We start from the raw sequence: 10,974 nt of genomic DNA on the forward strand, positions 1-10,974 counted from the left end.
CGGACCTGCTTGACCACGGTGGTGCCAGTGCCGTCGAGGTCCAGCTCGCGATGCGCGGAGTCCGTCGCCCACCCGGCGTCGGAGAGGAAGCGTCGTCGGGCATCGTCGGTGCCGAGGGTCCAGGTCGTCGCGCGCGTGAAGCGGTCGGCGACCATCGTGTCGACGACGGCCTGGAGCAACCGGCTCCCGTGGCCCTTGCCCAGCTCGGCGGGAGCCACGACCAGCTCGGCGAGCTCGGCGTCGGCGACCGGGTCGCAGTCGGGGTCCGGCGAGGGCGTGATGACGGCGAAACCCGCCACCCGGTTGCGCTCCAGGGCCACCAGCACCCGGTTGCGGGCATCCTTCGGCCGGGCCAGGGCTGCGCGCCAGGTGGAGGCCAGCTCGGCCGGGTCGTCGGGAAGCACTCCGTCGGGGAGCAGCCCGGCGTACTGGCTGCGCCAGGACCCGAGCTGCACGGCGGCCACCGCCGGGGCGTCGTCGGCCCAGGCGATCCGGACCGAGACGTCGGCGGAAGGCGCGGGGCCGTCGGGGCGGTCGGGGGGAGTGCTCATGGCCCCGAGACTAGTGTCGGCGACATGGAGATTCGTAACCTCGGAGCGAGCGGCCTGAAGATCTCGGCCATCTCGTACGGCAACTGGCTCACCCATGGTTCCCAGGTCGAGGAGGACGCCGCGCTCGCCTGCGTGCGCCAGGCCCTCGACGAGGGGATCACCACCTTCGACACCGCGGACGTCTACGCCAACACCGCCGCGGAGACCGTCCTCGGCAAGGCCCTGGCGGGGGAGCGTCGCGCCGGTCTGGAGATCTTCACGAAGGTCTTCTGGCCCACCGGCCCCGGCAAGCACAACGACCACGGGCTCTCGCGCAAGCACATCATGGAGTCGATCGACGGCTCGCTGCAGCGCCTCGGCACCGACTACGTCGACCTCTACCAGGCGCACCGCTACGACCACGAGACCCCGCTGGAGGAGACGATGGAGGCCTTCGCCGACGTCGTACGAGCGGGGAAGGCGCTCTACATCGGTGTCTCGGAGTGGCGGGCGGAGGAGATCCGTGCGGCGCACGGGCTGGCCCGTGAGCTGCGCGTGCCGCTCGTGTCCAGCCAGCCGCAGTACAACATGCTCTGGCGCGTCATCGAGTCCGAGGTCGTGCCCACCTGTGAGGAGCTCGGTCTGGGCCAGGTCGTCTGGTCACCCATCGCGCAGGGGGTGCTCACCGGCAAGTACGTGCCCGGTCAGGCGCCGCCGGTCGGGTCGCGGGCGACCGACGAGAAGGGTGGCGACCAGATGATCTCGCGCTGGATGAAGGACGACGTCCTGACGCGCGTGCAGAAGCTGAAGCCCATCGCCGACGAGGCCGGACTGAGCATGGCCCAGCTCGCCGTCGCCTGGACGTTGCAGAACCCCAACGTGTCGTCGGCGATCATCGGTGCGAGCCGGCCCGAGCAGGTCACCGACAACGTCAAGGCCGCCGGGGTGAAGCTGGACGACGCCGCGCTCGCCGCGATCGACGAGGCGCTCGAGGGCGTCATCGAGCGCGACCCGGCCAAGACGCAGTCGCCGCGCCGCAGCGAGATGTTCGCCTGACGCCGGTCTTCACACTGGTCAGCCTCGGAGGCTGAGCAGGCGAGGGACGAGCCGTCGACGAAGCCCGGTGAGATCCGCGCCCTCCGTCCTGCGGTCGGTAGGCACCTCGCCGGGTTTCGTCACGCTCGACGAAGCCCGGTGAGATCAGCGCCCTCCGTCCCTGCGGTCGGTAGGCACCTCGCCGGGTTTCGTCACGCTCGGTCGCGACCTCGCAGGCTCGGCCGCGCTCGCTGCTCAACCACCGATGATCACTACCGATAGCAGGAGACCTCCTGCGTCGGTCTGCCTGCTATCGGTAGTGCTCGGGAAGCGACTCGCCGATCTTGACGCGGGCCTTCGGCATACGCATGAACTTCATCTGCATCGCGCGGCTCAGCGTGTAGTAGGTCGTGCCCTTCAGCGGCTCGTCGGGGAAGCGCAGCGCCATCTGCTTGCGCATCCGGAACCGGAGGACCACCAGGTCGACGATCAGCACGATGAAGAGTGGGAAGACCAGCGCGGGCACCACGAGCGAGATGATCATCAACGGGATCACGATCTCGGCGAACGAGAAGCGGCTGTCGACGAAGTCACGCAGGAAGGCGCGCACGGGGCCCTGGTCGCGGGCGAGGAGCACCTTGCCCGCCTTCATGTCGGCCCGCAGGCTCCGTGAGCTCTCGGACTTCATCGAGCGCTGGCGGGCCATCTGCTCCTTGCGGGTGCGCGGCACCTTGGCTCGCGCCCGAGCGGCGGCCTCGGCCTCCTTGCGGGAGGGGGTCGGACGACCCTTGCCGGCGGTGGTGCCGGAGGCGGTCAGCTGGGCGAGGGACTCGGCGGACGTCATCGGCGCCTCGGAGTCGGTCTTGTTGCGACGGAACACAGGGTGCTTTCTCATCGGTCTGCGGCGGGACTGCCAGGACGGCCAGTCTACCCGGAACTCCGCGGGCACCCCTCAGGCGCGTGGTGCAACGGTTGCCCGAGCCGCATAGGGTGAGGCCATGAGCATCATGAAGCGGATGAGCCTGATCTTCCGAGCCAAGGCCAACAAGGCGCTCGATCGTGCCGAGGACCCGCGCGAGACGCTCGACTACAGCTATCAACGTCAGCTCGAGCTGTTGAGCAACGTGCGTCGCGGGGTCGCCGACGTGGCGACGAGCCGCAAGCGCATCGAGCTCCAGCTCGCCCAGCTCGAGCAGCAGGGCGCCAAGCTGCAGGGCCAGGCCGAGAAGTCGCTGCAGATGGATCGCGAGGACCTCGCCCGTGAGGCGCTGACGCGCAAGTCGGCTCTCTCCGGACAGATCGAGGACCTGCGCACCCAGCACGCACAGCTGCAGGCCGAGGAGGAGAAGCTCACCAACGCCCAGAAGCGTCTCCAGGCGAAGGTCGAGTCCTTCCGCACCCGCAAGGAGACGATCAAGGCGACCTACACCGCAGCCGAGGCCCAGACCCGCATCAACGAGGCGATGTCCGGCATCGGCGAGGAGATGGGTGACGTCGGTATGGCGATCCAGCGTGCCGAGGACAAGACGGCCACGATGCAGGCCCGTGCGGGCGCGATCGACGAGTTGATCGCCTCCGGTGCCCTCGACGACGCCAGCTCGGTCAACGCCGGCGACGACATCAGTCGTGAGCTCGAGGCGATGAGCTCGAAGTCGGACGTCGAGACCGAGCTGATGCGTCTCAAGGGCCTCTCCGCCCCAGCCGCGCCTGACGCGATCGAGCCCGGTGCAGGGGAGGGCGAGCAGCGATGATCCTGCGGATCCTCGGCGAGGGGCAGTACGACGTCGCCGACCACGCGATCGACCGTCTCAACGACCTCGACGGTGCCGTCGAGGCGGCCGTCGAGGCCGGTGACGAGGCAGCCTTCACCGCCGCGCTCGCAGCGCTGTTGGACGGCGTCCGCACGGTCGGGGTGCCGCACGACCTCGACAGCCTCGACGAGTCCGACCTGATCCTGCCGCCGTCGGACGCCTCGATCGAGGACGTCCGGCACCTGCTCGCCGGCGACGGCCTGATCCCGGGCTGAAGCCTGACCAAGCGGTTGAGCACGCTGCACAGCCGCTGCACAGCCCGCGCCGGGGCAGGAGTTGGGCTCACGCGGCACACTGGACCCATGGCTCGTTCGCGTTTCGTCGGTGACCCGGGGCTGACCGCCCGCATGACCCTGGTGATGTTCCTCCTCGGCGGGCTCTTCGTGACCCTCGTCGTCTCGCTGATGGTGATCTTCGGGAGCGGTCAGGGCGGTGCCGGCATCGCGGTGCTGATCGGGATCGTCGGCATCGGGGTCGCGATCTACCAGTGGTACTCCTCCGACACCGTGGCGATGAAGGCGATGCGGGCGCGCGAGGTCTCCCCCGCCGAGGCCCCCGAGCTCCACGCCATGATCGACCGGCTCTGCACCATGGCCGACATGCCCAAGCCGCGCGTCGGCATCTCTGACACCCGCGTGCCCAACGCCTTCGCGACCGGTCGCTCGCCCGAGCGTTCGGTGGTGTGCGTGACCACGGGGATCCTCGGGATGCTCACGGCCGAGGAGCTCGAGGGCGTGCTCGCCCACGAGCTCTCCCACGTCGCCCATCGTGACGTGCTGGTGATGACGGTGGCGAGCTCGGCGGGCATCGCCGCCGGCATGCTCACCCAGGGTGCGCAGTACGGGATGATGTTCGGCGGTCTCGGCGGTCGTCGCGACAGCAACAACAACAACGGACTCCCCGTCTGGCTGCTCGTGCTGGCCGTCAGCCTCGTCGTGTACGCCGTGAGCTTCGTCCTCCTGCGGCTGCTCTCGCGCTATCGCGAGATGTCGGCCGACCGGGCCGGGGCCTACCTCACCATGAAGCCCGCGGCTCTCGCCTCGGCGCTGCAGAAGATCACCGGAGAGATCAACACCATCCCCGAGCGCGACCTTCGCCAGGTCGGCGCCGCCAGCGCGCTGTGCATCGCCCCCTCGATCCGCGGGGTGTCGCTCAAGACGTTGACCTCCACGCACCCCTCTCTCGAGCAGCGACTCGAGCAGCTGGCCGGCATCCAGGCCGAGCTGGGCCGGCCCACGCGATGAGCGGTCTTCTCTGATGGGTCTGCTGCGCAACCTGATGGGCCGCTCGCGTCCGGTCCAGGCCAATCTCGACTCGTTGTTCGCCGTGCCCAGCGCGGCGATCACGCTCCAGACCTCGATCGGGCTGGTGCCGACCGGTGACGGGGCGGTCTGCTACCGCGCGCCGGCCGGATCCGGGTTCGCCCAGGCACAGGCCGACGTTGTCGAGCTCCTCGAGAACGATGCCGACGGACCCGAGGTGAGGGTGAGCGAGGACGGCTTCGGCTACACCTGGCTCGAGGTCGACCACGAGCCCTACGACGCCGTGGCCGGCGACCTCGGTGGGTTGTGCACCGACCTCCACGCGGTCAACACGACGCTCGAGGCGGCTGGGTTCGGCCCCTCCCTCCTGTGCTCGCTGATCCCGTTCGCCGACGCCTCGGGTCGCACGCTCGGGCTGGTCTACCTCTACAAGCAGGGCACGTTCTACCCCTTCGCGCCCGCTGCGGGCGACGACCGGCGCCGCGACAACCTCCTCGAGATCCAGGTGCGCGACGCCCTGGCCGGAGAGCTGCCCGTCGAGCAGGACCTCTCGCGCTGGCTCGCCCTGTGGGGTGCTCCCGGCGTTTGACTGCCCCCGAAACATCTCCTCGCTAGCATGTCGGCCATCAGCGCCCCGTCCTCGAGCGACAGCGGGCGGACGTGGAGGAGACACCGATGGGCTCCGAGAGAGACCGCGCGAGCAGACCGCAGCTCTCCCGACGTGCGGTGGTGCACGCGGCGGCGACCACCGCGTGGGCAGCCCCAGTAGTGCTGGTGGCGAGTGCTGCACCGGCACGCGCGTCCGTGTCCGGTGAGCCCCAGGTGCGGGCTGGCAGCATCGTGTCGTCGCGCGACAACAACCAGCTTGACGTGTCGGTGACGTTCACCAACGACAGCACGGCGGACACCTCGGGGCTGACGGTCCTGGTGAGGTTCAACGACTCCACGACCGCCACCGCTGCGCTCACCCAGGCACCGACCGGCGTAGCGGGTGGGTTCGCCTACGTGGGGATCGACGCCCCGGCGACCACCTCCCGGACCTACGAGTTCGTCAGGCTCGATCCGCAGCTGACCGGATCCGGTGCGCCGGCCACCGCCACAGCGACGCTGGGCTTCAGGATCCGCGTCTACCCGCTGGCAGCGGGCAACTATCTCGGAACCATCCTCGTGACCCCGGTGCCCACCGGCCCGCAGGGCGGGTCGGGCACACCGGCAGGCCCGACGCCTTACACGTGATCAGCGCCGCCCAGAGAGACGAGACTTCCCGATGACCGACCCGCAGCCCGTTCCGCCTGCTCAGCCCGCAGACCCCGGCCGGGGCCCCAGCGTCGTCAACCGCCGAAGCGTCGTCGTCGGTGCCGGGGCCGCCGCCTGGACGGTCCCGCTGATCGTCGCGGCCTCCAGGGCCTCGGCCAGTGCCGTCTCGGGTGGCGCGCCGGCTGTCGTGGTCAGCGAGGTCACCGGGGTCCGACGCACCGCCTTCGGGGGGATCGTCGACTGCGCGATCACCTTCACCAATGAAGGCCCGGTGGACGCGACCGCCCTGAGCGTCGTCGTCGACTTCGTCGTCGCCGTCCCCGGGACGTCGGTGGCCTACGGGGTCGACGACGTCTCCGCCCCGTGGACCAGCAGTCCCTACACGGTCACCGCGGGAAACTTCAGCGTCACGTTCGTCCGAGCCGGTGGCCTGGCGGCCTCCCAGTCGGACACGTTGCGGTTCACCATCAACTCGGCCATGGGCGTTGGCAACATCGTCGTCGCCGCTCCGACCACCACGCCCACCGGCGCCAACACGGGGGCGACCGGGGTGTGGGGCGACGAGGCGGCGGTCGACGTGGACATCACCTCGATCAGCTCACCCCTCGACAACGGCAACATCTTCATCACGTTCAAGAACAACGGCGTGGTCGTGGCACCCAACCAGACGGTGGAGGTGACGATCACGCCCACGACGGGCACGATCTCCTACAGCAACGCCGGAGACGACAACCCGGAGTTCTACACGGTGTCCCCGTCGTCGGTGGCCGAGACCTCGAGCCCGATGACCCTCAGGTTCTCCAGCCCGCTGCCGATCGAACGGGACGTCTCGAAGTCGTTCTCGTTCTTCATCGGCCAGTCCGGCACCGGCACCATCTCGGCGACCGTGACCGAGCCGACGTCGGCCAACAACAACACCGAGGTCGGGTCCTACCTGTGATCCGACCCGAGACCGAATCCGTATCCACAGCCATGACAGGGGCACGAGCAGCGTGACGAAGTCCCGTACGGCGCAGGACCGCTCCCGCGTCGCCGAGCTCGATCGCCTCGACATCATCGATCACGCACCACGCAACGAGCTGCTCGCCATCGTCGAGCTGGCCGCTCGCGTCTGCGGGACGCCGATGGCGACGATCAACCTGATCGACGACGTCGCGCAGCACCAGGTCGCTGCCTTCGGGTTCGACGCGGCCGTGTGCAGCCGCGAGGACTCGATGTGTGCCCACGTGCTGGACGAGGACACTCCGATCGTGGTCGCCGACGCCTCGCTCGACCCGCGCTTCATGCACAACCCGTTCGTGACGGGCGCCATCGGACACGTCCGTTTCTACGCCTCCCACAAGCTGGTGACGCTGTCCGGCGTCACCATCGGCACCTTGTGTGTCTTCGACGAGAGCCCGCGCGAGCTGGACCGGACCCAGGTCGACGCCCTCTCCACCCTCGCCGACCGGATCGTCGACGTCCTCGAGCTGGGTTGGCGCAGCCGTCAGCTGGCGGCGTCCAACGAGCGGCTCTCGACCTTCGCCGGCCGGGTGAGCCACGACCTCAAGACACCCCTGGCGACGCTGTCGATGTCGCTCGGCCTGCTCCGGGAGCAGCTGGCCGACGGGCTCGACGCCGACGGCGCCTACCGGCTGCTCGAGCGGGCGATCAACGGCTCCCACCGGATGGCGGCGATGATCGACGACGTGCTGTCCTACGCCTCGCTGGGCGGAGGGCTCTCGGTGATGTCGGTCGCCCTGGACGACGTCCTCGACGAGGTCCTCACCGAGCTCGAGGTGCCGCTGGCCGACGCGGAGGTCACCCGCTCCGAGCTGCCCGTGGTCTCGGGGGACCGCACCCAGCTGCGCTCACTGATCCAGAACCTGCTCGACAACGCCTCGAAGTACCGCGACCCCCAGCGCCGGCTGGTCCTCGACATCTCCGCCGTCGAGCACGACGGCCGATGGCGGGTCCTCATCGCCGACAACGGCCGCGGGGTGCCGGAGACCGAGCGCGAGCGGGTCTTCGAGCCGCGTGTGCGTCTCTACGCCGACGGGTCGGGCTCGGGCATCGGCCTCGACACCTGTCGCCGCGTCGTGCAGGCCCACGGCGGCACCATCGAGCTGCTCGAGACCCCTGGCGGAGGCGTCACGATGGCCTTCGAGCTCCCCGGCTGAGTCCTCGGGGAGAGCCGGCCGCCGTCAGTCGCGGTGCGACTTGCCGGGCAGGTCGAGCATCCGCTGCAGGGCGACCAGGGCGTCGCGCTCGGTGTCGGGGTCGACCTCGATGCGGTTGACGACGGTGCCGGCGACGAGTGACTCCAGCGCCCACACGAGGTGGGGCAGGTCGATGCGGTTCATCGTGGAGCAGTAGCAGACGTTCTTGTCGAGGAACACGATCCGCTTGTCGGGGTGCTCGTTGGCCAGGCGCTGCACCAGGTTGAGCTCGGTGCCGATCGCCCAGGCCGACCCGCTCGGGGCGGCCTCGATCGTCTTGATGATGAACTCCGTCGACCCCACCAGGTCGGCCTTGAGCACGACCTCGTGCGTGCACTCGGGGTGCACGAGGATCTGGACGTCGGGGATCGTCGCGCGAAGCTCGTCGACGACCTTGGGGGAGAACCGGCCGTGGACGGAGCAGTGGCCCTTCCACAAGATCATCTTGGCCTCGCGCAGCTCCTCGACGGTGAGGCCGCCGCCGGGCAGGTGCGGGTTCCACACGACGCACTCGTCCAGCGAGATCCCCATCTGGAGCACCGCGGTGTTGCGGCCGAGGTGCTGGTCGGGGAAGAAGAGCACCTTCGCGCCGGCGTCCAGGCCGCCCTTCTGCTCGAAGGCCCACTCGAGAGCGACGTCGGCGTTGGATGACGTGCACACGACGCCGCCGTTGCGCCCGCAGAACGCCTTGATGTCGGCGCTGGAGTTCATGTAGGTGACGGGCACGACGCTGTCCTGCACCCCTGCCGCGGCAAGCGCCTCCCAGGCGGCCTCGACCTGCGGGAGCCGCGCCATGTCGGCCATGGAGCACCCGGCGGCCAGGTCGGGAAGGATGACCTGCTGCTCGGGGCCGGTGAGGATGTCGGCGGACTCGGCCATGAAGTGGACCCCGCAGAACACCACGAACTCGGCGTCGGGTCGTCCGGCCGCGTCGCGCGCGAGCTTGAAGGAGTCACCGGTGACGTCGGCGAACTGGATGACCTCGTCGCGCTGGTAGTGGTGCCCGAGCACGAACAGGCGCTCGCCGAGGGCCTCCTTGGCCGCCAGCGCGCGGGCCACGAGATCGGGGTCGGAGGCCGCAGGCAGGTCGCCGGGACACTCGACCCCGCGCTCCGACGCGCGGTCGACGCCTCGTCCGAGGGGCAGGAGCGGAAGGTCCACGGTGGTCATGGGTCCATCCTAGGCGTCGCCCGGACGTCAGAGCAGGGCACCGTTGTGCAGGTAGGGCGTCGGGGGCGCCATCTGGCGCAGCGCCAGGTAGCCGGCGGTGTGCAGGTCGAGCCGAGCGGCCAGCGCGACGTCGATCGCCCACTCGTTGGCAGCGGTGACGTGCGGGACCGTCGTCGCCGCCGGGCCGTCGGCCAGAACGGTCCACAGCAGGCGGGAGGCGGTGAGCCGGTTGTCGGCCGCCAGGAGAGCGGGTCCGCCGTCGTCGTCGACGTAGGCGTAGCCCGACCCGGTGCTGGAGTCGGAGACGATCAGCCGCCCCCGGCTGAGCATGAAGGGGTGGTCGACGCCGTGGGCGGCGCCGCGGGCGCGTCGGTCGAGGGAGTCCATGAGGTCGATGTCGGACGCCGACCCCTCGCGGACCTTCTCCACGACGGGGATCGTCGAGCGGTCGACCGTGCCGCGCAGGAACATCTGCGGGTGCAACGAGAAGCCGGCCTGTCGGTAGCGGCGCACGGCCCGGACGTCGGAGGACGACGAGAGCATCCCGCGCAGGCATCCCCGACCGTGGTGCAGCGCGGCGTCGAGGAGCGGAGTGCCGATCCCGGCTCCCTGGAGCCCGGGCAGGACGGCGTACGTGGCCAGGGTCCGGAGCTTCTCGCGCACCGTCGACGTCGCGAAGCCCGCCATCTCGTCGCCGACCTCGGCGACCCAGCAGCCTCCGGGGTCGGTGGCCAGCAGGTGAGCGGTGCGCTCGCTCCAGGTGTCGGCGCGCGAGGCGCTGCGGGGTTCCGGGGCCGGCCACGACCCCGGCAGCATGCGTCGGTCGAGATCGACGAAGGCCTCGGCGCAGAGCCGCTCCGCGACCGGCACGTCAGCAGGCACCATGGGTCGGATCCGCACGTCGCTCACCGGACCACCCTAGGGACCGGTCAGGATGGGGGCATGCGAGTTCTGGTGGCACCCGACAAGTTCGCCGGCACCCTCACCGCAGTGGAGGCTGCCGAGGCGATCGCCACCGGCTGGCGCCGGCACGCCCCGGACGACGAGCTCGACCTGGCGCCGATGGCCGACGGCGGGCCCGGCTTCGTCGACGTCCTCCACGCTGCCCTCGGCGGGGAGCTGTTGATGCTGACCGTGGAGGCGATGCACGGAGAGCCGGTGCCGGCCACGATCCTGCGCGTCGGTGACACCGCCTACATCGAGAGCGCCCAGGCGTGTGGGCTGCCCTTGCTGCTGGACGCTGGTGGCGGGGCCGAGTTCGCCACGAGCGAGGGCGTGGGCGACCTCATCCAGGCGGCCATCGACGGCGGGGCCACCAAGGTCGTCGTCGGTCTCGGAGGTTCGGGCACCAACGACGGGGGAGCAGGGGTGCTGGCCGCCCTCGGAGCCACCTCTGACGGGCAGCTCGACGCCGGCCCGATCTGCTTCGGCCACCTGACGACGGTCGACCTCGCCCCGGCGAAGAAGCGTCTCGAGGGGATCGAGCTCGTGATGGCCTCCGACGTCGACAACCCCCTCACCGGTCTCTTCGGAGCCACCAAGACCTACGGGCCCCAGAAGGGCATCTACGACGACAAGATCGTCCAGGTCGACGCCTGGCTCGAGCGCACCGCGGCGCCCGCCGCCGCGCAGCGCTTCGTGCTCGAGGGCCGCGCCGACGTGCTGCGCGCGCTGGCCGCCCAGGAGCGAGACGCCCGCCGCTGACGGCCGA

The 10,974-nt window shown here is 70.2% G+C and carries 13 protein-coding genes; 9 read left to right on the plus strand and 4 right to left on the minus strand.

Going from position 1 to position 10,974, the window contains the following annotated elements:
• A partial coding sequence (locus VOI19_RS06145) for a GNAT family N-acetyltransferase (RefSeq protein ID WP_323792075.1) occupies window positions 1-551 on the minus strand: 551 nt, incomplete at its 3' end.
• 24 nt (window positions 552-575) lie between these two features.
• Here VOI19_RS06145 and VOI19_RS06150 point away from each other — a divergent pair.
• Entirely contained in the window at window positions 576-1,586 is a 1,011-nt protein-coding gene (locus tag VOI19_RS06150; RefSeq protein ID WP_323792076.1) for an aldo/keto reductase family protein, read from the plus strand.
• A 289-nt stretch (window positions 1,587-1,875) separates the two neighbouring features.
• On the opposite strand, the gene VOI19_RS06155 is transcribed toward VOI19_RS06150, so the two are convergent.
• Window positions 1,876-2,460: a DUF3043 domain-containing protein gene (locus VOI19_RS06155; protein ID WP_323792077.1), complete on the minus strand. Its 585-nt coding sequence runs from the start codon at window positions 2,458-2,460 to the stop codon at window positions 1,876-1,878.
• A 103-nt stretch (window positions 2,461-2,563) separates the two neighbouring features.
• Here VOI19_RS06155 and VOI19_RS06160 point away from each other — a divergent pair, with 103 nt between their 5' ends.
• From VOI19_RS06160 to VOI19_RS06190, 7 genes are all read left to right on the plus strand, one after another.
• A complete protein-coding gene (locus VOI19_RS06160) occupies window positions 2,564-3,316 on the plus strand; it encodes a PspA/IM30 family protein (RefSeq protein ID WP_323792078.1) in 753 nt (250 codons plus the stop codon).
• Window positions 3,313-3,591 (plus strand): PspA-associated protein PspAA, encoded by a 279-nt coding sequence (gene pspAA / locus VOI19_RS06165; RefSeq protein WP_323792079.1) that lies wholly within the window; start codon window positions 3,313-3,315, stop codon window positions 3,589-3,591. The genes VOI19_RS06160 and pspAA overlap by 4 nt, the downstream gene beginning before the upstream one ends.
• Before the next feature lie 87 nt (window positions 3,592-3,678).
• Window positions 3,679-4,620, plus strand: a complete 942-nt coding sequence (gene htpX / locus VOI19_RS06170; protein ID WP_323792080.1) for a zinc metalloprotease HtpX — start codon at window positions 3,679-3,681, stop codon at window positions 4,618-4,620.
• Between the two features lie 13 nt (window positions 4,621-4,633).
• Window positions 4,634-5,227 (plus strand): PspA-associated protein PspAB, encoded by a 594-nt coding sequence (gene pspAB, locus VOI19_RS06175; RefSeq protein ID WP_323792081.1) that lies wholly within the window; start codon window positions 4,634-4,636, stop codon window positions 5,225-5,227.
• Between the two features lie 86 nt (window positions 5,228-5,313).
• Window positions 5,314-5,874 carry a hypothetical protein gene (locus tag VOI19_RS06180; protein WP_323792082.1) on the plus strand — a complete coding sequence of 187 codons (561 nt, stop codon included), beginning with the start codon at window positions 5,314-5,316 and terminating at the stop codon, window positions 5,872-5,874.
• Window positions 5,875-5,905: 31 nt separating this feature from the next.
• Window positions 5,906-6,835 carry a hypothetical protein gene (locus VOI19_RS06185; protein ID WP_323792083.1) on the plus strand — a complete coding sequence of 310 codons (930 nt, stop codon included), beginning with the start codon at window positions 5,906-5,908 and terminating at the stop codon, window positions 6,833-6,835.
• Between the two features lie 52 nt (window positions 6,836-6,887).
• The gene (locus VOI19_RS06190; RefSeq protein ID WP_323792084.1) at window positions 6,888-8,054 is read left to right on the plus strand and encodes a GAF domain-containing sensor histidine kinase; all 1,167 of its coding nucleotides are present in this window, start codon (window positions 6,888-6,890) and stop codon (window positions 8,052-8,054) included.
• A 24-nt stretch (window positions 8,055-8,078) separates the two neighbouring features.
• Here the strand turns inward: VOI19_RS06190 and nadA are convergent, their stop codons facing one another.
• Together nadA and VOI19_RS06200 are read right to left on the minus strand one after the other, a co-directional pair.
• Complete coding sequence (gene nadA, locus VOI19_RS06195; protein ID WP_323792085.1) at window positions 8,079-9,263, minus strand: quinolinate synthase NadA; 1,185 nt, start codon at window positions 9,261-9,263, stop codon at window positions 8,079-8,081.
• 27 nt (window positions 9,264-9,290) lie between these two features.
• Window positions 9,291-10,172: a GNAT family N-acetyltransferase gene (locus tag VOI19_RS06200; protein WP_323792086.1), complete on the minus strand. Its 882-nt coding sequence runs from the start codon at window positions 10,170-10,172 to the stop codon at window positions 9,291-9,293.
• 33 nt (window positions 10,173-10,205) lie between these two features.
• Here VOI19_RS06200 and VOI19_RS06205 point away from each other — a divergent pair, with 33 nt between their 5' ends.
• Window positions 10,206-10,967 carry a glycerate kinase gene (locus VOI19_RS06205; RefSeq protein ID WP_323792087.1) on the plus strand — a complete coding sequence of 254 codons (762 nt, stop codon included), beginning with the start codon at window positions 10,206-10,208 and terminating at the stop codon, window positions 10,965-10,967.
• Window positions 10,968-10,974 lie beyond the last annotated feature (7 nt).

Origin of the sequence: Nocardioides sp. (genome assembly GCF_034670285.1) — a bacterium.
Classification (GTDB): Bacteria; Actinomycetota; Actinomycetes; order Propionibacteriales; family Nocardioidaceae; genus Nocardioides.

Coding starts and splice junctions, on each gene's coding strand:
- pspAB (WP_323792081.1), top strand. CDS start 4,634: ATGGGTCTGCTGCGCAACCTGATGGGCCGCTCGCGTCCGGTCCAGGCC.
- nadA (WP_323792085.1), bottom strand. CDS start 9,263: ATGACCACCGTGGACCTTCCGCTCCTGCCCCTCGGACGAGGCGTCGAC.
- VOI19_RS06155 (WP_323792077.1), bottom strand. CDS start 2,460: ATGAGAAAGCACCCTGTGTTCCGTCGCAACAAGACCGACTCCGAGGCG.
- VOI19_RS06185 (WP_323792083.1), top strand. CDS start 5,906: ATGACCGACCCGCAGCCCGTTCCGCCTGCTCAGCCCGCAGACCCCGGC.
- VOI19_RS06150 (WP_323792076.1), top strand. CDS start 576: ATGGAGATTCGTAACCTCGGAGCGAGCGGCCTGAAGATCTCGGCCATC.
- pspAA (WP_323792079.1), top strand. CDS start 3,313: ATGATCCTGCGGATCCTCGGCGAGGGGCAGTACGACGTCGCCGACCAC.
- htpX (WP_323792080.1), top strand. CDS start 3,679: ATGGCTCGTTCGCGTTTCGTCGGTGACCCGGGGCTGACCGCCCGCATG.
- VOI19_RS06180 (WP_323792082.1), top strand. CDS start 5,314: ATGGGCTCCGAGAGAGACCGCGCGAGCAGACCGCAGCTCTCCCGACGT.
- VOI19_RS06205 (WP_323792087.1), top strand. CDS start 10,206: ATGCGAGTTCTGGTGGCACCCGACAAGTTCGCCGGCACCCTCACCGCA.
- VOI19_RS06160 (WP_323792078.1), top strand. CDS start 2,564: ATGAGCATCATGAAGCGGATGAGCCTGATCTTCCGAGCCAAGGCCAAC.